This is a genomic window from Brevibacillus sp. 7WMA2 (assembly GCF_010748895.1).
In the GTDB taxonomy this organism is placed as follows: domain Bacteria; phylum Bacillota; class Bacilli; order Brevibacillales; family Brevibacillaceae; genus Brevibacillus_B; species Brevibacillus_B halotolerans.
The window spans coordinates 2,870,715-2,890,943 of the sequence record NZ_CP048799.1 but is presented as its reverse complement, the minus strand read 5'-3'; the positions used below and the strand labels follow the sequence as shown (position 1 = coordinate 2,890,943).

The following is a 20,229-nucleotide window of genomic DNA, read 5'->3' as shown; positions in this document are numbered from 1 at the left end:
TGCCTCCTACAATAAAATCGATATAATGAAAGATGAAGTTTGACCTGTCCTAGGAGGTAAGCAACAATGGATGAATTTGAAGGACTTCCTGAAGAGCTTCAGGTTGCCGTTCAAAAAACGCGCCATCGTATGATTGAAACGGTTGGTAAAAACATGGATTTATTTGGAGTGACCCAATCTGTTGGTCATTTGTATGGCATGATGTACTTTTCGCAAGGTCCAGTTACTCTTGACGAAATGGGCAAGCAAATGGGGATGAGCAAAACCAGTATGAGCACTGGAATGCGCACCCTGATCGATCTGAAAATGGTCAACAAAGTTTGGAGCAAAGGTTCTCGTAAAGATCTTTATGAAACGGAACCAGATTGGCATCAAAATCTGGGTGATTACTTTTCAATACGTTGGCGCAAATCAATGGAAAGCAATGTGCATCATTTGCACAAGTCCCTCAGAGAACTACAAGTTCTGTTAGATAAGTACGGAGATAATCCTCAAGCCTACAATTTAATTAAGGGTGACATGCTTAAAATGCAGCATGCGCTGTCTTATTATAAGTGGTTAGAAAAATTGATCCGTTCCTTTGAAACAGGTGAGATATTTACTTTCATACCTAAAGAGGAAGAATAATACGCCAAAACAAGTGTAGCGCTGAGGGAGTCCTTAGCGTTTTTTGTTTGAACAAAAAATACTAATTTATTTGTACCCATATATGGCTTATTAAAACACCCTTACGCACCGTTTTTTCTAAAGCCTGCTGTTATTTTTGATAGGGTGAATTTGAATTATTCGTCAAAATGATTTGTTTTGTCCCAAACAGACCTCCGTAATCGGACACGGATTCAGGTCTGACAATCAGATCATAATCTGTGCCACTCCCTGAATTAACCGGCATTCCATACGGTGTAAAGTTATTTTGATTTGTTGCTGTTTGGGGATGGCTTTGTAAAAAATAGACATGCGGATTAGATTTAATGCTAGTCGGTACACCTTGAATTTGACTTGTATGGCTCCTATTACAACCAGCTATAGACAACAATCCTAACGTACTGATAAGCAATACGGTTATCGCTTTTCTCTTACTCACATGGATCACCTCTTCAATAGCGTGAGCAACCTGATTCTTTTTATGCAAGCCTGTCTCCGCCTGTAGACGGAGGAAAAATCCCACTCCAGCCAGTTTTGAACAAAAGCTGATTTCGATATCCTAGTATTATCAAGAACAGGTATATATATTGAGAGGGGATGCGCCTATTATGAATCGTATCTATCGGTCCCAATCTGATAAAAAAATCTTTGGGGTTTGTGGCGGTTTCGCTGCTTATCTAGGAATTGATGCGACATTGCTTCGTTTGGTAACCGCTGTTGTCACCTTTTTTACAGGGGTACCACTATTGCTGTACTTCTTGCTCGCTTTCATCATGCCTAAGGAGCCCATGTGGGAGCAGGCACGCTATCAGCGTCCACAGCCTGAATTTGCATCAGGATTTCACCAAGAACCTTTCTATGAAAAAGCAAACTATGATAAAGGTTTAGATCAGGAAATGGAACGATTGGAAAAAGCCGCAATGCGTCAAGAAATAAAACGGCTGCGTGCGGAATTAGAAAAATATCAGTCCTGATGGCAAAGAAAATGGAAACAATATGCTGTCGTTGCATATGATGTAAGGTGGTTCGTTGGATCTTACATAGGGAGGGAAACGATAGTGTATATCGGTGTTTTTGATATGCAAGAGCGCCTAGATCAAACACGAAAAATGCTTCGGGATAAAAAGCATTTGCTTAAAATGCTAGAGGAAGATATTCGTGGTTTAGAAAATGATGTTCAGGTGTTAGAAGAGATGCTGACAACATTTCCATCGGATACAACCAAATAATGACATGCAAAAGAGGCACAAGAAATTATGTGGCCTCTTTTGGGTTTAAAGAGAAGTATATATATCCTTTAAAGCTGGCAATACATAAGGTTATGGACAGAAGGTTGATTCCTTGGGCAGTTTGGGAGATAATAGTTTCTATACTGTAGGATGAGGTGGAAGGTAATGTCAACGACTGAACTATTGTTAAAGACGCATTTTGAAGGGCGTGTATTGCGAACGTTGCAATCCTATTTCCGTCGCAATAACGACGTACTTTTAAAAGAAAGTCTAATCGCGACCGGTTTAGAAAAAGAAGACGTTGAACATGTCATGGCGATGATTTATGACAAACATACGGTTAGCGAAATTATGGTAGTTCTCCGTGAACGTAATGCATTTGCTCGCAACCAACAAGCGGAATAAACTCAGAAAAGGAACCAGCGCATCATGGAGCGTGGTTCCTTTCTTTTTTATGAGAGCCCAATAAGAACAAGGCAGGTTGAGCATTAATATGCAACCAATAGTGGTCAAGGACGTCATATTGGGTAGATAAGACAACTTGAACTTACTTGCTAAGATTTGGCACGATATATAGAGAAAGGAAAGGGAAGACCTGAATGAATGAATTTATTAATCATTTTGGCGGATATATCTCACAATATGGATACTTTGCTCTCTATGGACTATTCTTTTTTGGCTTGATTGGCTTGCCTGTTCCTGAGGAGACGCTTTTGGTGTTTTCGGGGTTTTTGGTATCTAGGGGAGATCTGCATTTCCTACCAACCTTTTTAGTCTGCTATCTAGGCTCCATAAGTGCGATGACAGCAGCTTATTGGATTGGATTTAAATTGGGGCATCCTTTTATAGAAAAATACTTGAAGCGTTTCGAAAAAGGGTATCGAATGTATAAAAAAACGGAAGAATGGTTTCAACGTTTTGGGAAGTGGGCCATTCCCATTGGCTATTTTTTGCCAGGGATTCGTCAATATACCGCTTATTTTGCGGGTATCACAGAGCTGCGTTTTCGTACTTTTGCTATTTTAGCCTATGCAGGAGGGGCTTTTTGGACTGCTTTGTTTGTTAGCTTGGGCTTCATCTTAGGTGAGAGCTGGGAGAGAGTCTTTCAATTGGCTATTAAAAAAGTGACCATTTGGATTCTTCTTATCTTTATCGCAGTGGTTCTTGTGGCATATGTGTATCAACGCGTTCGGAAAAAAAGAGCAGGAGGAAAACCAAATGAATGAGGAGCAAATTATACTGATACCAAAAAATCATCAGCGATTTTATGATAAGCTAAGAGAAAAAGTGGAGAAGTTCATTCGTAGCAAAGGTATGCCGGAGGGTTCTACTCCATATCTTTTACTTGCTCCTGATCTATTTGTGCTTTTGGCCAGATTGCTGGTGGACAATCGAGTGGCTACGGGAGCGAAGGCTATAGCAGCGCTTGCCGTTGCTTACTTTATTTCGCCTGTAGACTTAATTCCTGAGGCTTTGATAGGCCCTATTGGTTATTTAGATGATATAGTGCTAGCGGTATATGCCTTACACAAGATTCTTAGCAACACGGAGCAGGTCATCGTCCAGGAGCATTGGAACGGGAAAGAAAACCTGCTACAGGTGATTACGGATGTTATTTCGAAAGCGGATGAATTAGTAGGGACTCATATCTTGAAGAGGATAGATGCCCTCCTATTCCACAAAACAAAGGGGAATTAGGTATGAAATTTTTGGCTGATTATGTGGAGGGAGAACGCGTAATCGCCTTTTGTCTCGTTAAAAGTAGAGAGATTGGCGTTGCTAGTAACCAGAGCGAATATATGAATCTAGAGATTGGTGACAGATCTGGCAGCTTGTCTGCAAAGATTTGGGATGTTACCGATGAGCTTAAAGAAAATCTTCAAGTAAAATCGATTATTAAAATTGATGCACAGGTACAGATGTACCGCGGTAAAAAACAATTAGTCATTCAACGTGTACGTCACGCTACTCCTGCGGACGAGGTTGTAATGGAATCGCTAGTCCCTACTTCCAAATATGCTGTAGATGAATTATGGGGACGGTTGGAGAGTCATCTATCAGATATTCAAAGCCCTACATTGAGAGCGATTATCTCACATCTGATCGGGAAGGAAGATGTGTATGAACGGATGCGCTCTTTTCCTGCGGGCGTTCGAATGCATCATCATTATTATTCAGGCTTATTAGAACATGTAGTCTCTTTATTAGATTTGGGCAAACGCTTGCTGCCGCTATATCCACAGGTAGACCGTGATGTGCTGCTGACCACCTGCATCTTGCACGATATTGGCAAGCTGTATGAGTTATCTGATCCGGTAGCCCCAGAATATACCACTTCAGGACAGTTGATTGGTCATTTGGTCATGGGAGTAGAAATGGTGACGAAAGCATGTACAGACTTAGCTATTCCATTAGATGATAGTGAAGTATTGCATCTGAAGCATTGCATTTTAAGTCATCATGGCGATTTGGAAATGGGATGGGGAAGCGCTGTGTCAGGTAAGACACCTACTGCTGTTATTTTCCACTATCTTGACCAAATTGACAGTAAAATGAACGCGCTAGGCAATACCCTACAGGAGATGTCAGAAGAGGAAGAATGGCATTATGCACCCGTGTTAAAACGGAAGGTGTGGAGAGGCTTTTAAGCAATTCTCCAATTAAATGTGTTTGCTTATTAAAAAAGCTGATGTAGGCGGGTTCCTACCTCAGCTTTTTTGACGAGTAGCGGATACGGGAGGTTGAAGCAATACCTCCTCTTCTATCCTTCCTGAACGTAAGCGTAAGATTCTATTTCCTAGCTTGTACGCTTCTGCCTCATCATGTGTGACTAATAAGACGGGAATATTCCAGAGCTGATGCAGGCGAAGCAATTCGTCCTGACACTCTGCTCTTGTTGCAGGATCTAGGGCTGAGAGAGGCTCATCTAAAAGCAATAAAGCTGGTTTGACTGCTAGAGCGCGGGCCAATGCTACCCGTTGCTTTTCTCCGCCTGAGATATTAGTAGGAAAGCTTTTCCACAGATGACGAATCCCGAGCGTTTCGCAGATTTGCTCTAGGAAGGCTTTGTCTACAGCCTGTTTTTTTGAATCAATCCCGTATAAAATATTTTTTTCAACAGTCATGTGGGGAAACAAGGCATAGTCCTGAAAGACATAGCCGATATTTCGTTTCTGGGGAGCAACGCTACTTACCGGAGTGCATAGTTCTTGTCCATGTAATGAAATTAGAGCCGCATCCGGTGTGAGCAATCCAGCGATACATTCCAGAATGCTGGTTTTACCTGAACCAGATGGGCCAAACAGGACAACAATTTCGTTATGAACAATAAATGATACTTCTAATGCGAAATGCGTACGTTGTTTCATGATCTGAACCTGTAGCATGGAAATACCTCATCTACGTAAAGTGACTTTTTTAATCTTTAAACTGCGTATGACGATTTAATGTATGTTTACTCCACCAGTTAAGCCAGAGTATGGTACTAAAGCCAATGGCAACGATAATAGCGACCCAAAAGGCCGCGATCTCCATACGTCCACCCTCCACGGCAAAATAGATGGCGATCGGAAGTGTTTCTGTTTTCCCAGGAATATTACCAGCTAGCATGAGTGTTGCTCCGAATTCACCAAGCGCTCTGGCAAAGGAAAGGACAAGTCCAGCCAAAAGCCCGGGCCAGCATAACGGAAACGTGACAGTCCAAAAGACCCTCCAAGTAGAAGCACCAAGCATAATAGCGGCTTGCTCATAGCGCCGATTCATATTTTGAAAGGCGGCATGGGCGGCCTGATACATCAGGGGAAACGAGACAACAGCAGAAGCGATTACCGCTCCTACCCAAGTAAATACAATTTGAAATTGAAAAGCCTCCAATAAAAATTTTCCGATTAGCCCGTTTTTACCAAACAGTAGAAGCAGACCAAAGCCTACGACAGTGGGAGGAAGCACGAGAGGCAATAGAAACAATGCTTCGAGAATGCTTTTGCCAAAAAATTGACGACGCGAGAACCAATAGGCGATAAATAATCCGCTGATAAATACAACAATAGTCGAAATCCCCGCTACCTTCAATGACAGGTAGAGCGGGGAATAAGAGATGTCAGGCATAAAAAAGTACCCTCACTTTAATTTGCTTTGCCCATATGTAAGCTTGAAAATCGCTTATTTTACAGGATGAAAACCGTATTTCTCAAAGGCAGCCTTCGAAAAATCAGTGGTTAGGAATGTTAAAAATTCTTGAGCTTCCTTTTGATGCTGTGTAGCTTTTACCAAGGAGGCCGGGTAGACAATAGGGCTATGCCAATCTTGCTTGGCAGTTGCTAGGATTTTGATCTTATCAGATGTAAGTGCATCGCTTTTATATACGACACCCAACTCCGCATTACCTGACTCAACGTAGGTTAGAACTTGACGAACATCTTTTGCATACACCATGTTCGGCTTCATTTTTTCCCACAGACCTAATTTTGTCAAGGCTTCCTCTGTGTAACGACCGACTGGGACAGAGCTTGGTTCACCAATCGCAAACTGCTTGCCTGTTTCAGGTGTTATTTTCTCAAATGAATCAATGGAGATGGTACTTTCTTTAGGAGCAATTAATACCATTTCATTCGTAACTAATTCGGTTTGGGAATCCTCGATGATCAGGCTTTTATCCTTTAACGCCTTCATATCCTTGGAACTAGCGGAGATGAAGAGATCGCTTGGGGCTCCCTGTTCAATTTGCTTGGCAAGCTTACCTGAACCACCGAAGTTATAAGTCAATGTAATTTCAGGATGCTTGGTTTCATACTCTTTTTTTACATCTTGTAGCACATCGGTCATGCTTGCTGCAGCAGACACAAAGATTTCTGTTTTGGTTTGCGGGGATTTCGAATCACCAGTAGGTTGAGTGGCTGATGGAGCCGGAGTAGAACAGCCTACAGTAGCAAGTAATAAGGAGAAGCTGACCAAACTGCTCAGGAAGCGTTTTTTCTTGCGTGATGTTAACATGAAAGACTCTCCTTCGATATAAGTAGTTATAATTAGTTATATTTAGATATAACTAATTAAGAACATTATAGCTTGGATTCCTAGTTATGATAAGATATTTTTACTAGTAAAGATTTAATACTTGAAAAGGAGGCTATCAATGACGCAAAACATCTCCTATACGACTGAAGAGGTTGCTAATATTTTGCGAGTATCCAAGCTGACAGTATATGACCTCATAAAAAAGGGAGAGCTGTCTGCTTATCGTGTTGGTAGACAGATGCGAGTAGATGCAAGCGATCTGGAATCCTACAAGCTAAAAACAAAATCGAAAAAAGCTGCTAACACCACCTCCTTTTCACAAGTAGGAAAACCTATCGCAGCAGATAAACCATCGTCTGGTGGGATTCAATCCATTATTATTAGTGGACAGGACATGGCACTAGATTTGTTAGCCTCTCAGCTAGAAAAGGAGACAGGCAGTATAAGAGCGCTTCGTTCCTACCAAGGAAGCTTAAATAGCTTGGTCTCTCTTTATCGAGGAGAAGCGCAGATTGTGAGTACACATCTTTTTGACGGTGACAGCGGGACCTACAATTTGCCTTATGTACAGCGCGTATTAACAGGTCGACCATATCTGATTGTTCATATGATGGCTCGCCAAGCAGGTCTATATGTAGCAAAGGGGAATCCCTTACAGCTACGGGCGTGGTCTGATTTACAAAAGTCAGGAGTCAGAATAGTCAATCGAGAGGTTGGTTCTGGAACAAGGGTTTTATTAGATGAGCAACTGCGTCTTCATCAGATTGATCCAGCCAGACTATCTGGGTATTTTAATCATGTAGAGCATAGTCATTTAGCAGTCGCAACGGCAGTCGCGAGGGGAGCCGCAGATGTAGGGATTGGCATTGAAAAAGCTGCAAGAATTGTAGACGTGGAGTTTATTCCTTTAATTCAAGAGCACTATGATCTAGTTATGCTGGTTACGGAACAAAATCATTATTGGATAAACAGTCTCCTGAAATTGCTACAAAGTGAAGCTTTTAAACAAGAACTACAGGCTATCGGGGGTTATGATGTAACGCTCACGGGTCAGATCAAGCTGAAGGGGCCTATTCATTCTTGGTGATAAATTACTTTACAAATGATCAAAATCCCGTTATTCTATAGGATATAACTTGATACGAATGTGTTATGGAGGAGCCTGTCATTTGATGGGCTCTTTTTGTCGTTTTTTACATCCAGCTTTTGGATAATATAACAAAATAAACTTCAGGGGAAAGAAAGAGAGGTTATCAAGTGGATAATCAAGCATTATTAGCAATTGCGATTTTTCTCATTACCTACGCTTTTATTATCAGCGAAAAACTGCACCGTACAATTGTTGCGATGGCAGGGGGATTGCTCATGATCCTCACGGGTATCGTTACCCAGGAGGAAGGAATTCATCATATTGATTTTAATACATTAGGCTTATTAATCGGAATGATGATCATCGTGAGCATAACAGCACAAACTGGTGTGTTCACCTTCGTAGCCATTAAAGCCGCTAAAGCGGTAAAGGGCGATCCAGTTAAAATCCTGATTGCATTAAGCTTAATTACGGCTCTGGCATCAGCTTTGCTGGATAACGTGACAACCGTTCTACTCATGGTGCCTATCACATTTAGTATTGCACGTCAGTTGAATGTAAACCCGATTCCTTATCTGATTAGTGAGATCATTTGCTCGAATGTAGGGGGAGCCGCGACACTGATTGGTGATCCGCCAAATATCATGATTGGGAGCGCTGTACCGGAATTGACCTTTATGGCTTTCCTCATACACATGGCTCCAGTCATCGCTATTATTTTAGTCGTTGTCATTATTTATTTGTTACTCGTTTATCGAAAAGGATTACAAACAACTCCAGAATTACAGCAAAAACTGATGCAACTAGATGAAAAGCAGGAGCTAACGAATCCTACTTTATTAAAAAAATCATTAACAGTGCTTGCCTTAACAATTATTGGCTTTGGCTTGCATGGTGTATTTCATCTAGAATCAGCTACGATTGCATTAGTGGGCGCGTTCTTATTACTCCTTTTAACAGGAGAGCATTATCTAGAGGAAGCTTTGCTGAAAGTAGAATGGAATACAATCTTCTTCTTTGCCGGATTGTTCATATTGGTATCTGGTCTGGTAAACACAGGTGTTATAGCTTCCCTAGCTGAAAAAGCAATCGAATTTACACAGGGAGATACATTGAAAACATCTATTATCATACTGTGGATGAGTGGAATTGCATCTGCCTTTGTTGATAACATTCCATTCGTAGCGACAATGATCCCTATGATTAAAGAGATGGGAAGCCTTGGAATTACGAATTTGGAGCCGCTATGGTGGAGTCTGGCCCTTGGCGCTTGCTTAGGGGGGAACGGTACGATCATCGGAGCTAGTGCTAACGTTATTGTTGTAGGAATGGCTTCGAAAGAGAAATACCCCATTAGCTTTGGGATGTTTTTCAAGGTTGCTTTCCCGATCACGATTATTACATTGATCATATCTCACATATATGTGTATCTACGTTATTTCTTCTTTGCTTAATATTATGTAGATATGTTTAAAAAACCATCGAAAGAGGCGAGAGCCTTAGCCGGTGGTTTTTTGCTACTAGCCTGCTTTTATAAGATAATAATGGAGCAAAAAAACATTGATCAGGTAAGGAAGTGGCCGGAGTGTTGCAAGTCACACAAGAACTCGCGCAGGATATTGTTACTCGGATGATGAAGGTCATTGGTTATAACGTAAATGTAATGGATGAGCGAGGTTACATTATTGCCTCTGGAGATAAAAATAGATTACATCAAAAACATGAAGGCGCGGTTATTGCTATAGAGCGACGAGGCCGCTTTGAGGTGTATCCGGAAGATGTAAGGCGTCTGGTTGGTGTTCAGGCTGGAACTAATTTAGTTATCCAATTCCAAAATGAAATAGTGGGCGTGATTGGTATTACCGGTGATCCACGTGAGGTGACGAAGTATGGAGAGCTTGTCAAAATGACAGCAGAGATGTTTCTGGAGCAATCCTACTTACTAGAGCAGGCCAAGCTGGATAAACGATTACGGGAAGATTTTTTGTTGTCCATCATACATTCAGACCATCAGGATCGTTTTTTATGGAAGGAACAGGCAAGGCGGCTGCAAATCGATTTATCCATTAAGAGAGTGGCGGTTGTCATTGAATTAGTGGATATCGGGATTTCTGACGATAGTGCCTACACGACCTTACGTCAAATGGTTGGCTTATTGGAGCTGCGTGATACCATTGAAATGATGGCCATTAAGAATTCAAAACAGATTGTTTTAGTAAAGGAATCACGCCATTATCGGGATAAGGAAGCGATTTGTGAAGGTGTTGAGCAAATATTACAATTGCTAAAAAATCAACTCATTACGCCTATTAAAATATCAGTTGGAAAAGCTTTTTCAGGTGTAGAGGGGCTACGCTATTGCTATGAGTCTGCTCGGGATACATTAGTAGCTGGTAAAGCGATGGCTCCAGAATTAACCGTTTATTACTATGATGATTTTTTAAATGAAACGCTGATGGTCTCCGTACAGGAATCTTGGAAATCAGAAGAGTTGATCAAGGTGTATAAAAATCTCATCACACAGGATAAAAGTGGAGAGCTTCAGCAAACTCTTCACGTTTATATGGAGGAAGAGGGAGAACTGCATCGGATTGCAAAACGGCTTGTCATTCACCGTAATACGCTTAGATACCGACTGCAACGCATTTATGACATCACAGGAAAAGATCCTAAAAGAATCAGTGACTTCCTATCATTACAATTTGCTATGTGGCTCTATAAGCTTAAAAATAAACAAACATAAAAAGGGAACAAATTCCAATTCTACCAATCGGAAGGAGCCTATTGTGCAAATGAACAAAAACTCCCTGTCCGTCAGGCGGGAGTTTTGTTTCTGTGGCTGATGAATCCGCTTACATGAAAGCGCTATGATATAGACGAGAGATAGAAAGCATACAAATAGAGCTGAAGTCAGAAGGAGGAGTCACACATGGATGTAACCGTAAGCGTTTTTGGGGCATTAGCGGCGTTGATTGTAGCCATTGTTCTTATTTTGCGTAAAGTGCCGCCTGCTTATGGAATGATTGCTGGTGCCTTGATTGGTGGTGTCATCGGCGGAGTTAATTTACCGGATACCGTTACCCTTATGATTGAGGGAACCAAGGGTGTTATACCGGCTGTCTTACGTATCCTCGCAGCAGGTGTTTTGGCTGGGGTACTAATTGAATCGGGAGCAGCATCCACAATCGCTGAGACTATTGTAAAAAAAGTAGGCGAAACAAGAGCGTTGCTAGCCCTTGCCATTGCAACGATGATTCTGACAGCGGTGGGTGTCTTTATTGACGTAGCAGTAATTACCGTAGCTCCGATTGCTTTGGCGATCGCGCAGCGAGCTGATATATCGAAGATGGGTATTTTGCTTGCGATGATTGGAGGAGGAAAAGCTGGTAATATCATGTCGCCGAACCCCAATACTATCGCGGCGGCCGACACATTCCACGTACCATTGACTTCTGTGATGGCAGCAGGAATTATTCCTGCTCTCATTGGAGTGGCTGTGACCTACATGATTGCAAAAAGACTGTCGCAAAAAGGAAGCAAAGTAGCGGCGAACGAAAGTAGTGAAATTGATAGAAGTAAGCTTCCAAGCTTTGGAACGGCAATGTTAGCACCGCTTACAGCCATTGTTTTACTGGCTTTGCGACCTCTATTTGATATCAATATTGATCCGTTAATTGCTTTACCTTTGGGGGGACTTGTAGGAGCAATTGCTATGGGACGCGTAAAAAAAGTGAATCAGTACGCCATATATGGGTTAGGTAAGATGTCAGGTGTAGCTATTATGCTGATTGGAACGGGAACACTTGCCGGAATTATCGCCAATTCAGAACTAAAAGGTGTCATTATTTCTGCCTTGACTGCTTCTGGTCTTCCAGCGTACCTGTTGGCCCCGATTAGCGGTGCGTTAATGTCATTGGCTACAGCCTCTACAACAGCTGGTACGGTGGTAGCGAGCTCTGTATTTGGTAGTACAATCGTTGAACTTGGTGTAAGCTCACTAGCGGCGGCGGCAATGATACATGCGGGTGCGACTGTGTTTGATCATATGCCGCACGGAAGCTTTTTCCACGCTACGGGTGGTAGCATTAACATGGCAATGAAAGAACGGCTACGCTTAATTCCTTATGAGACAGTGATTGGCTTTGTACTTGCTATCATTTCTACTCTGTTATTCGGTATTTTTCAAATTATGGTATGAAAATAGCTAGTACAGTACGCGAGAGGAGAGACAACGATGAAATTCGTTATTGCACCGGATTCTTTTAAAGAAAGTGTAACGGCTATGCAGGCAGCAGAGGCAATTGAAAAAGGAATAAAAGAAGTCTTCCCTAGCGCTGAATGTGTTTTGATACCAATGGCAGATGGTGGTGAAGGAACGGTTCAATCGCTGGTGGATGCTACGGGTGGAGAGATCGTTACTTGTCAAGTTACGGGCCCAATTGGACAGCCTGTAGAAGCATTCTATGGATTATTAGGCGATAAAAAAACGGCGGTTATTGAAATGGCAGCAGCTTCAGGCCTGCATCTGGTACCGCGCGAAGAGAGAAATCCGCTTATTACAACTACGCGAGGTACTGGGGAATTAATTCTCCATGCCTTGGATTCAGGTGTCACACATATCATATTAGGTCTAGGGGGAAGCGCAACGAATGATGGCGGTGCTGGTGTAGCGCAGGCGCTCGGTGTAAGGCTGCTAGATCAGAATGGCGAGGAGCTTGGCGATGGCGGCGGAGAGCTTCATAAGCTTGTTGAAATCGACATAAGCTCACTGGACCCGCGCATCCAGCAGGTAACCTTTGAGGTGGCTTGTGACGTCGATAATCCTTTGACAGGACCAAAAGGAGCTTCTACTGTATTTGGTCCACAAAAAGGAGCGACGCCTGGACAAGTAGCACTGCTCGATCAAAATTTAGCCCATTATGCGAAGAAATTAAAAGAATACCTCGATAAGGATGTTGATAAAATCGAGGGAGCTGGGGCTGCAGGTGGTCTAGGAGCAGGTGTGCTAGCTTTCTTTCAATGTGAATTAAAACGCGGGATTCAAATTGTAATAGAGGCAACTGAGTTAAGTAAACATGTACAGGATGCTGACTTTGTGATCACAGGGGAAGGGCGCGTAGATTTCCAGACCATTCATGGAAAAACTCCGATTGGTGTAGCCAAGACGGCTAAGCTCTACAATGTTCCAGTAATCGGTATTGCGGGGTGTGTGACTGAGGAGAGTAAGATTGTACACGAGCATGGAATTGATCTTTTATTCCCGATTATTCCTCACTTAGCTCCCTTGGAAGAGATTTTGCAAGAAGGAACCCAAAATATGGAGCGGACAGCGCGCAATGTGGCAATGTCCTTGAAACTAGGAGCATTGTGGCAGAAGAGTAAATAGGAAAACAAAAAGCCCTTCTTATCAGGAAACTTGCTGAAGTTTCAAGTGATGAAAAGGGCTTTTTAATCGGTCATTATTCAATCGTGTGATGTCTTTTGCGTGAAGCTGATTTTTTAGGCGGTATGATGGCACTCTCGATTTTTTCATACAAAAGAATACCCTCATCAATTAAGCCTACTACACGAGGGAATCTTGGAAGTAAGCTATGAATAGCATAAGCACAACTCATCCCAAGCACCATACCGGACAAAACGTCTGTTGGATAATGCACACCAATGAACACGCGGGAAAGGGATACACCAACCGCAAGAACCATCCAGAAGCGTTTCCCCTTTGGTTTGATATAATACCAGTAGGTAGCTGCGATAGCTAGTGCCGCTGTCGCATGGTCGCTTGGAAAAGAAGCATCCGCATCATGTGGTACCAATGGTGTCAATGGCAGCGTTACGAATGGTCGATCACGATTGATGAGATGTCCTAGCACCCAGCTTATTCCCATGGAAATACAACAGACAATGATTGTTTGGATAATCATTCGTTTGTTTTTACGATTTCCAAAAAACCAATAAACGGGGATGCTCAGGTAAAAGAGGTATTCTGCATATTTAGCTAGAAAAATGCTAATCCAGCCGACAACTGAATAGGAAGCAGCAAAGGAGCTGAGGGCTTGTACAACAGTAGAATCCAAGGTTATTTCCTCCAGTTCATAAACTCTGACAAAAATCCTTCCCCCATTATATACCGTAAAGGTAGTAAATCCACCACCAATCCTTACTAAATTAATCTCTATCTAAGGTCACAAACAGAAGAATCCTTTCGGGTAGGCTATTTACCATTACGTTTAAGGGAAGAAAAAGGTTACGAGGCAAGCAAGTTGCTATAAAAAATGTTTGAAACCTAGATAAAATAAGCATGTATGCGATTACAATGATGGCTGGGCTGTTACAAAATCACATTCAGTCATAAAAAAACAATAGTAAATGTAGGATTTTCTGCTTTGATGTAGAATATAGGTTACTATTCCGTCTTGTGGAAAGTCTTTGCAATGCAGAAGGAGAATGTTTCATGAATAGGCCAACATATACCATCACTAGTTACATCAAGAAGGTTTTTCGGCCAGGGGAGCGTTCACTTCCAAGAACTGATATCATTGCGCGCTTAGAAGAGCAATTACACTTTATGCCAAATGGAAAAAGCGCGGAAGAAATCCTCTCCGAAGCCATGCAGCTTACTGATTCGCCCATAAAGGTTGGCAGAACCGAAGCGATCTTAGAGCTTACATACCAACCACATCAATTATTTGATCAGGCATATCGTTTTGTGAGAAAATCTCATTCTCCCAAAAATTTAGACCAAATGATGCGTGAATTGCGTCAACATACCCATTTTTCCTGGAATCAGATCACCAAATTGCTGATACTGGATAAAGACCCGCGTTTTGTTCAATACGTTGGAGATGAACGCTGGTATCTTGCTGAATGGAAACTGGCTAATGACTCCATTTATGAATTTTTGGTTAGCAAGGAAATCGACAGACTATCTATCCGCCTTTTGTTCCACATGGTGGAAAATGAGCTGAAGCTGTCTATCAAAGAAAGCATGTTTGTACCGGAATTGGACGGCCGCTTTACAGTTAGTGGCGAAAACATTTACGTAAATGGCCAAGACGATAAAGCAAAAGCTGTACATGAAATGCAAACTGCGCAGGTACAAGTAGCTACGGCAGAGACTGTGATCAAAAACGATCAGCTAGCACTTGACCATACCGAGCCACAAGCAAAAAATTTAGAGGCCGTACAGGAGGAAAAAATCATGATTACAACGCAAACAAAAAACGTTTTAGCAGAGGTAGAACAGCTATTAAATAAGGCAGTTTCCCTTTTGGACCAACGTAATGTCGAAATGTCCCAAGAGGTAATTTCTCATTTCCAAGAGAGTAACATGGATGCCATTGAAATTTTGATGAAGGAAAAACATAAAAACGAACAGGTAGTTACCGACATTAAAAATATTGTGACTACACTTGATCAAGAATAATGAAGGCAGAAGAGTCCATTTGCATGGAAAAGAGATTTTATGTGATCCGTGAGATCATTTTGCAGTATGAGGCTCGCTTAAAGCATATGGAAAAGATGGTGGTTCAATTTTTTTCCACCAATCAATTAGAGGCCATATCTGAATGTGTTGCTGAACGTGAGAGAATTGAGAAGCTTATTAAAAAGCTACAACATTTTGTTGAAAAATGGGAAGCATACACAGATATGAGTATTGATTACTAGGCATTCGGGTAGAATAACTTGCAATCAATTCGGGAAATGCGATATAACTAGAAGGATTGTGGCAATTCCTAGCTGAAGGTTAGCTGGGTCGAAAGGAGAAACAACCCCCCATGTCAGTCGGTAGAAATGAACTGTGTCCATGTGGCAGCGGTAAGAAATATAAAAAGTGCTGTGGTGTTGTGACGGACATTGCTCAGGTACGCATGGCTCGCGAGCAAAAGCTCCGCAAAGAGTTTGCTACTTGGACAGAACGTCTAACGAAATATGTGGTGCAGCATGTCAATGATATAGAAATTAGCAGGGCTAGAGACCGTTTTGCACAAGAAACGGGCCTTACCCTAAAAGAGCTGTTCCAACCACGCTGGATGGACCATTTTATGAATTGGTATGTGTTCGATGTGAAAAGCGAGGGTGTTTCTGTCCTTGAACATTTCATCGGTCAATACGGTAAACGAATGGATCAAGATATAAAAGAAGGTTTATTACATCTTCAATTGGGTCTATATGAGATTACATCTGTTACAGAAGATATGACTGTTGTTACTGATTTGTACACCAATCAGGAGCACAATCTAATCTCTTCCCAATCTGTTGCGTTAAAGCCAGGCCAACTCCTGCTTGCTAGATTAATTCCGCTAGGCTATCGTGATTCTATCTTCTCAGGCAGTCTCATGGTAAGCGCTACGCTAAAAAATGAATTGCTAACGATAGTGAAAAATATGGAAAGTTCCGGTAGAGAAGCTATGTCACTAGCTCTTTACAAGCGTTTAAATGAGCAGGGTGTAAGCTATGAGCAGGAGCCTGAGGAAGAGAGTATGGTTCGCTTTGTTTATGAAGGCGTGCATGCTCCTGAAATCAGACGCTTATTAAAAACACACGGGTCCTTTGAATCCAAAAAGCAAGAGCCTTCTCAGGAGACTTGGGTATATGCTTCACAAAAGGATGAATTCCTGATTCGCTCTTTAGACAGTGCCTTGTTGGAACTTCATGAAATTGCAGCAGAATTGATTTTAGAACAAAATCGACTAACGATTGAAGGGTATAAACCAGGCGTTGAACAGGCAAGTGATGCGCTTAAACTAGGTACCCCAACTGAAGAGATAGCGATTAATGGATTAACCTCGACAGGAACAAAGCTGGCGAAGGGTACATTATTCATTACAAGTGCGCCTACATTACCGCCTAAAGTATTACAATGGGCAGTTCAGAGTTACTTTACAGAGAAGTGGTTGCAGACGTCTCAGATGGAGCTACAGGATGTACCGCCATTGCTGATAGCCGCTTCTGATAAACAAGAGTTAAAAAGTGCCCTTACTCAAATCTTAGACAAGCTAGAGCATGAGGAAGCGATGGGACAAGGCATTGCGCGCTTTATGAATATTGAAGTGCTAAAGACCAAACTGTCCATGCCGAATCATTTGCATCATATTGCTAATCTGTTGGATCGTCCGTTAATCGAAGGTTTACCGGAGAGCATTTTTACGGTTCGCCCAGAAGTGCTGGCTGACATAGCTTCTTTCGTAGAGGAAATGACAGCAGGAAAATCTGAGCTAACAATGAAAAAATACGATGAGACGATGAACCTGTTCCGCACATTTATTCGTAATGCTTTTGGTCCTACTTTTGATTGGAACGAATTACGTATTCAGCATGTTGCTTATTTCTTAGCGCATGATGTGCTGGAACGTGTTGATACGCCGTCCAAAACGTTAGCGAACAATCTGCTTTCCGTTCTAACAGCGTTCTTCAAATGGTTAGATAAAAAGCACCAGACCTTATTAACTGCTGATATGCTGAACGTAATTAGTCAGCTTAAAGAGGATCTGCCTGAGGCATATCGTATGCGCACGTTGTTATCCAAGGAAGCGAATCATTCTCTACACCAATCCTCTCTGCAACCGCAGGTGGTGCTAGAAGAAATGTTAGCTTATGCTGGGAAAAAACAACCTGAGCATGCCTTGATGCGTCAAAATGGTGAACAACTATCATTTGTAACAGAACAAGAAATAGTGATGAGCGAGGGCTGGAGCATATTTGCAATCGCTGGGCTTGTAGAGGATGGTACACTCCGTCTCTATGGTGCCCCAGAGATTTATCCACCCGCTATTACTGAATTGGTGATAGCTGCTACTAAACAATAAGCGTAATTCATATTCATCCCGTCTTGCTAGCTGAGTGAGGCGGGATGTTTTGCTTATTGGGCGGCTATGAATGGAGAAGCAAGGATACTCACACAATAAAGAGAGCAAGATAAAAGGAGGAGAACAGATGGCAAAGCAAATCAAAGGCAAAAGCGATAAGTACCATATTCGTCATGGCGGAGATGCGCACCATACGGGGCAAAATGCAAAGCATGAGAATGAAAGCAAGCCGGTAAAAGGCTTTAGTCAAGCACCTCACGGGATGCAATAGTTCATCTGTTAACTCTAAATCATATCTCGCTATCTTCACTTTTCCGAACCCCTTTCGTTTCTTATTAGCGAAAGGGGTTTCTGATTTCATAGACATTTTTCTACAAAATACCACTTGCTTGTGATATGATAGAGGATGTAGTTTTTAGCAAAAATAGGTGAAAAGCTCTATTTCACTTCCTGAAATCTCAATTTATAATGATGGGAATTGTGAGACAAGAGGCTTGGGTTGTAATGGTAAGTGTAACCTTTCTAAGGTGTTGGCTGTCTTAACAAAGGAACATAGATTGCGAGTGGCAAGATTATTTGTCACATAAGGAGACTGATTACATATGCAAGAAACGGTTGCGAACACGAGTAAGCGCACCGCTTCCAAACCGAAGAAACCTAAGAAAAAGAAGACAAAGCTACGCATAATTCTTCTCACCCTGTTAGCCTTATTCATTTTGGGTGGTGGGGCCTATGCCTATTATGTGTACCAGACATTCGATAAAGCTATAGAGAAGGCAACGGAAGACCCTTATCAAGATGTAAACAATGTACTGCCTGTTGATACGAGCTATAGCTCAAACAAACCTATCTCTGTTGTACTGTTAGGACGAGATTCGAGGCCAGAGACAGGCTCGGCTAATACCGATGTAATGATTGTTGGGGTTATTGATCCTGATACGAAAAAGGTGACAATGATCTCCATTCCCCGAGATACCCGAGTCAAAATTCCAGGCTATCGCGGATATCATAAGGTGAATGCTGTATTTGCCAACGGAGAGGCTGAACGCCGTCAGGCGAAAGCAAAAGGGGAAACACCTACCGAAAATGGGATCACCCTAACGAAAAAAACGCTTGAGCAGGTGCTAGGCATTCCGGTTAACCACTATGTTGAGGTTGATTTTAATGGATTCAAAGCGGTCGTGGATGCGGTAGGTGGAGTGGAAGTCAACATAGATCGTCGACTTGTATATGACGATCCTACTGATAACACCCATATTAACCTTAATCCGGGGCGCCAGGTGCTGAATGGTAAGAATACACTTGATTATGTGCGACACCGTCACGATAATCGCGGTACCAAGTATTATTCCAATGACTTTGATCGAAACCAACGTCAGCAGGAAGTAATTAAGGCGATTATGAATAAGATGCTGTCGATCGAAGGCTTTGCTAAATTGCCTAAAGTGATTGAAACCACTGGTGATCATATCCACACTGATTTTAGCAAGGAACAAATACTAGGCATTGCCAATGACTTTAAAAGCTTTAACATGGATAATTTCGTCGTAGTAGACAGTGGAGCCTTCTGGAGCTCAAGTACAAGCTACACATTGCTACCAACGAGCAAAAAAGATGAGATTCGTCAAACCTTACAAGCTGCTATGAGGCTAGACAGCAATGAGATGGCTAAAATTGATTACAACGACTCTCCGTTTGATAATCAAGTAGTGGAATATGTAAATAATTCCAAAACGAAAAATAAGCAGCAATCGACGAAATCTAAGCAATCAAGCAACAAGGTTCAATCGGAAGCGAAAGACTCCGATACAACCAAAAATGGAAATGAGCAGCAAGGTAACGAACAAGACCTATTAAATGGTAATGGACAAAATGGTGCAAATGATTCCGGAAATAATGGTTTGGATAACAATAATGGAAACTCAGGACAGTCGGAGAGTAATTCACCGCCAGCCGATATTATTGACGCCCCTAATTTCCAGCAAAATACCCCAGCTTCTAATCACGAAATGACGCCTCCACCGGTAAATATTACGCCACCATCAGGTGCGAGCTCACCTTCTGTTGGAAGGGCAACACTTCCCGAGAGCCAAGTGTCCTAAAAGACGGGTAGCCAGTGGGAAATAGAGGTTTTAAAATACTCGTAGCAACAAATAATATAGTAGCATGCCAGCTGGAGAACTTCAGCTGGTTTTTTTTGCTGATAAGGATATATAACGGTGTACAAATCTATGCCAGAATCATTTTTTTAGCTGAAGTGCCTGTGATAAAAAATGTTCCTGTCCCGGGAAAGTTTATAAAAGGTTGATTTACTGATGGCAGGCCCTGATGCTTTGAATGAATCAATCATTTCCAAAATAAATTATTTCAAAGGGATATGAGGTAGTTACCAAAGAGCAAAATCATGATAAAATAAAAGAAACAATCAGAATATTTTTAGGGCTGT

Annotated in this window: 22 protein-coding genes; 17 read left to right on the top strand and 5 right to left on the bottom strand. The window is 41.9% G+C overall.

All coding sequences use genetic code 11. The annotated features are described in order from the left end of the window. The first annotated feature begins 66 nt into the window (after nucleotides 1–66). Nucleotides 67–627, top strand: coding sequence for a GbsR/MarR family transcriptional regulator (locus GOP56_RS11815; RefSeq protein WP_003338700.1), 561 nt, complete (start codon nucleotides 67–69; stop codon nucleotides 625–627). 130 nt (nucleotides 628–757) lie between these two features. Here GOP56_RS11815 and GOP56_RS11810 read toward each other — a convergent pair whose 3' ends face one another. Further along, on the bottom strand, nucleotides 758–1,132 hold the full coding sequence (locus tag GOP56_RS11810; RefSeq protein WP_236867799.1) for a hypothetical protein: 375 nt from the start codon (nucleotides 1,130–1,132) through the stop codon (nucleotides 758–760). Nucleotides 1,133–1,253: 121 nt separating this feature from the next. On the opposite strand from GOP56_RS11810, the gene GOP56_RS11805 reads away from it, so the two are divergent. From GOP56_RS11805 to GOP56_RS11785, 6 genes are all read left to right on the top strand, one after another. Beyond that, nucleotides 1,254–1,619, top strand: coding sequence for a PspC domain-containing protein (locus GOP56_RS11805; RefSeq protein WP_003338702.1), 366 nt, complete (start codon nucleotides 1,254–1,256; stop codon nucleotides 1,617–1,619). A gap of 84 nt (nucleotides 1,620–1,703) precedes the next feature. Then, nucleotides 1,704–1,874 carry a hypothetical protein gene (locus GOP56_RS23405; protein ID WP_174250671.1) on the top strand — a complete coding sequence of 57 codons (171 nt, stop codon included), beginning with the start codon at nucleotides 1,704–1,706 and terminating at the stop codon, nucleotides 1,872–1,874. 165 nt (nucleotides 1,875–2,039) lie between these two features. Continuing rightward, nucleotides 2,040–2,279 (top strand): hypothetical protein, encoded by a 240-nt coding sequence (locus GOP56_RS11800; protein WP_003338704.1) that lies wholly within the window; start codon nucleotides 2,040–2,042, stop codon nucleotides 2,277–2,279. A gap of 194 nt (nucleotides 2,280–2,473) precedes the next feature. After that, nucleotides 2,474–3,100: a DedA family protein gene (locus tag GOP56_RS11795; RefSeq protein ID WP_022586461.1), complete on the top strand. Its 627-nt coding sequence runs from the start codon at nucleotides 2,474–2,476 to the stop codon at nucleotides 3,098–3,100. Further along, the gene (locus GOP56_RS11790) at nucleotides 3,093–3,572 is read left to right on the top strand and encodes a YkvA family protein (RefSeq protein WP_163245694.1); all 480 of its coding nucleotides are present in this window, start codon (nucleotides 3,093–3,095) and stop codon (nucleotides 3,570–3,572) included. Before GOP56_RS11795 ends, GOP56_RS11790 begins: the two co-directional genes overlap by 8 nt. 2 nt (nucleotides 3,573–3,574) lie before the next feature. Beyond that, the gene (locus tag GOP56_RS11785) at nucleotides 3,575–4,522 is read left to right on the top strand and encodes a 3'-5' exoribonuclease YhaM family protein (RefSeq protein WP_163245693.1); all 948 of its coding nucleotides are present in this window, start codon (nucleotides 3,575–3,577) and stop codon (nucleotides 4,520–4,522) included. Nucleotides 4,523–4,582: 60 nt separating this feature from the next. On the opposite strand, the gene GOP56_RS11780 is transcribed toward GOP56_RS11785, so the two are convergent. From GOP56_RS11780 to modA, 3 genes are read right to left on the bottom strand one after another with little or no spacing between them, the layout of a single operon-like run. Further along, nucleotides 4,583–5,260: an ATP-binding cassette domain-containing protein gene (locus GOP56_RS11780; RefSeq protein ID WP_163245692.1), complete on the bottom strand. Its 678-nt coding sequence runs from the start codon at nucleotides 5,258–5,260 to the stop codon at nucleotides 4,583–4,585. Nucleotides 5,261–5,291: 31 nt separating this feature from the next. Continuing rightward, entirely contained in the window at nucleotides 5,292–5,981 is a 690-nt protein-coding gene (gene modB, locus GOP56_RS11775; protein WP_003338709.1) for a molybdate ABC transporter permease subunit, read from the bottom strand. Between the two features lie 54 nt (nucleotides 5,982–6,035). Further along, entirely contained in the window at nucleotides 6,036–6,866 is an 831-nt protein-coding gene (gene modA / locus GOP56_RS11770; protein ID WP_163245691.1) for a molybdate ABC transporter substrate-binding protein, read from the bottom strand. A 139-nt stretch (nucleotides 6,867–7,005) separates the two neighbouring features. Here modA and GOP56_RS11765 point away from each other — a divergent pair, with 139 nt between their 5' ends. The 5 genes from GOP56_RS11765 (at nucleotide 7,006) to GOP56_RS11745 (ending at nucleotide 13,363) form a co-directional block, all read left to right on the top strand. Continuing rightward, on the top strand, nucleotides 7,006–7,974 hold the full coding sequence (locus GOP56_RS11765; protein ID WP_163245690.1) for a substrate-binding domain-containing protein: 969 nt from the start codon (nucleotides 7,006–7,008) through the stop codon (nucleotides 7,972–7,974). A gap of 170 nt (nucleotides 7,975–8,144) precedes the next feature. Continuing rightward, nucleotides 8,145–9,431 (top strand): ArsB/NhaD family transporter, encoded by a 1,287-nt coding sequence (locus GOP56_RS11760; RefSeq protein ID WP_003338713.1) that lies wholly within the window; start codon nucleotides 8,145–8,147, stop codon nucleotides 9,429–9,431. 131 nt (nucleotides 9,432–9,562) lie between these two features. Next, nucleotides 9,563–10,720: a sugar diacid recognition domain-containing protein gene (locus GOP56_RS11755; RefSeq protein ID WP_003340107.1), complete on the top strand. Its 1,158-nt coding sequence runs from the start codon at nucleotides 9,563–9,565 to the stop codon at nucleotides 10,718–10,720. A gap of 186 nt (nucleotides 10,721–10,906) precedes the next feature. Then, nucleotides 10,907–12,175 (top strand): GntP family permease, encoded by a 1,269-nt coding sequence (locus GOP56_RS11750; protein WP_068793635.1) that lies wholly within the window; start codon nucleotides 10,907–10,909, stop codon nucleotides 12,173–12,175. A 36-nt stretch (nucleotides 12,176–12,211) separates the two neighbouring features. Then, nucleotides 12,212–13,363, top strand: coding sequence for a glycerate kinase (locus tag GOP56_RS11745; RefSeq protein ID WP_163245689.1), 1,152 nt, complete (start codon nucleotides 12,212–12,214; stop codon nucleotides 13,361–13,363). A 73-nt stretch (nucleotides 13,364–13,436) separates the two neighbouring features. On the opposite strand, the gene GOP56_RS11740 is transcribed toward GOP56_RS11745, so the two are convergent. Further along, complete coding sequence (locus tag GOP56_RS11740) at nucleotides 13,437–14,051, bottom strand: undecaprenyl-diphosphatase (RefSeq protein ID WP_003340102.1); 615 nt, start codon at nucleotides 14,049–14,051, stop codon at nucleotides 13,437–13,439. A 377-nt stretch (nucleotides 14,052–14,428) separates the two neighbouring features. Between GOP56_RS11740 and GOP56_RS11735 the strand changes: the two genes are divergently transcribed. The 5 genes from GOP56_RS11735 to GOP56_RS11720 all read left to right on the top strand — a co-directional run bounded on the left by GOP56_RS11735 (nucleotide 14,429) and on the right by GOP56_RS11720 (nucleotide 19,885). Next, on the top strand, nucleotides 14,429–15,400 hold the full coding sequence (locus tag GOP56_RS11735; protein WP_163245688.1) for a hypothetical protein: 972 nt from the start codon (nucleotides 14,429–14,431) through the stop codon (nucleotides 15,398–15,400). A 23-nt stretch (nucleotides 15,401–15,423) separates the two neighbouring features. Next, complete coding sequence (locus tag GOP56_RS11730; RefSeq protein WP_003340098.1) at nucleotides 15,424–15,642, top strand: hypothetical protein; 219 nt, start codon at nucleotides 15,424–15,426, stop codon at nucleotides 15,640–15,642. 110 nt (nucleotides 15,643–15,752) lie between these two features. Next, nucleotides 15,753–17,783: an SEC-C metal-binding domain-containing protein gene (locus GOP56_RS11725; RefSeq protein WP_163245687.1), complete on the top strand. Its 2,031-nt coding sequence runs from the start codon at nucleotides 15,753–15,755 to the stop codon at nucleotides 17,781–17,783. Nucleotides 17,784–17,910: 127 nt separating this feature from the next. Then, on the top strand, nucleotides 17,911–18,054 hold the full coding sequence (locus GOP56_RS23400) for a hypothetical protein (protein ID WP_003340095.1): 144 nt from the start codon (nucleotides 17,911–17,913) through the stop codon (nucleotides 18,052–18,054). Nucleotides 18,055–18,385: 331 nt separating this feature from the next. After that, nucleotides 18,386–19,885, top strand: coding sequence for an LCP family protein (locus tag GOP56_RS11720; protein WP_163245686.1), 1,500 nt, complete (start codon nucleotides 18,386–18,388; stop codon nucleotides 19,883–19,885). Nucleotides 19,886–20,229: the final 344 nt, after the last annotated feature.

What these genes read in the sequence shown, in the direction of transcription:
- GOP56_RS11815 (WP_003338700.1), top strand. Translation starts at nt 67, where the DNA reads ATGGATGAATTTGAAGGACTTCCTGAAGAGCTTCAGGTTGCCGTTCAA.
- GOP56_RS11805 (WP_003338702.1), top strand. Translation starts at nt 1,254, where the DNA reads ATGAATCGTATCTATCGGTCCCAATCTGATAAAAAAATCTTTGGGGTT.
- GOP56_RS11800 (WP_003338704.1), top strand. Translation starts at nt 2,040, where the DNA reads ATGTCAACGACTGAACTATTGTTAAAGACGCATTTTGAAGGGCGTGTA.
- GOP56_RS11795 (WP_022586461.1), top strand. Translation starts at nt 2,474, where the DNA reads ATGAATGAATTTATTAATCATTTTGGCGGATATATCTCACAATATGGA.
- GOP56_RS11790 (WP_163245694.1), top strand. Translation starts at nt 3,093, where the DNA reads ATGAATGAGGAGCAAATTATACTGATACCAAAAAATCATCAGCGATTT.
- GOP56_RS11785 (WP_163245693.1), top strand. Translation starts at nt 3,575, where the DNA reads ATGAAATTTTTGGCTGATTATGTGGAGGGAGAACGCGTAATCGCCTTT.
- GOP56_RS11780 (WP_163245692.1), bottom strand. Translation starts at nt 5,260, where the DNA reads ATGCTACAGGTTCAGATCATGAAACAACGTACGCATTTCGCATTAGAA.
- modB (WP_003338709.1), bottom strand. Translation starts at nt 5,981, where the DNA reads ATGCCTGACATCTCTTATTCCCCGCTCTACCTGTCATTGAAGGTAGCG.
- modA (WP_163245691.1), bottom strand. Translation starts at nt 6,866, where the DNA reads ATGTTAACATCACGCAAGAAAAAACGCTTCCTGAGCAGTTTGGTCAGC.
- GOP56_RS11765 (WP_163245690.1), top strand. Translation starts at nt 7,006, where the DNA reads ATGACGCAAAACATCTCCTATACGACTGAAGAGGTTGCTAATATTTTG.
- GOP56_RS11750 (WP_068793635.1), top strand. Translation starts at nt 10,907, where the DNA reads ATGGATGTAACCGTAAGCGTTTTTGGGGCATTAGCGGCGTTGATTGTA.
- GOP56_RS11745 (WP_163245689.1), top strand. Translation starts at nt 12,212, where the DNA reads ATGAAATTCGTTATTGCACCGGATTCTTTTAAAGAAAGTGTAACGGCT.
- GOP56_RS11735 (WP_163245688.1), top strand. Translation starts at nt 14,429, where the DNA reads ATGAATAGGCCAACATATACCATCACTAGTTACATCAAGAAGGTTTTT.
- GOP56_RS11730 (WP_003340098.1), top strand. Translation starts at nt 15,424, where the DNA reads ATGGAAAAGAGATTTTATGTGATCCGTGAGATCATTTTGCAGTATGAG.
- GOP56_RS11725 (WP_163245687.1), top strand. Translation starts at nt 15,753, where the DNA reads ATGTCAGTCGGTAGAAATGAACTGTGTCCATGTGGCAGCGGTAAGAAA.
- GOP56_RS23400 (WP_003340095.1), top strand. Translation starts at nt 17,911, where the DNA reads ATGGCAAAGCAAATCAAAGGCAAAAGCGATAAGTACCATATTCGTCAT.
- GOP56_RS11720 (WP_163245686.1), top strand. Translation starts at nt 18,386, where the DNA reads ATGCAAGAAACGGTTGCGAACACGAGTAAGCGCACCGCTTCCAAACCG.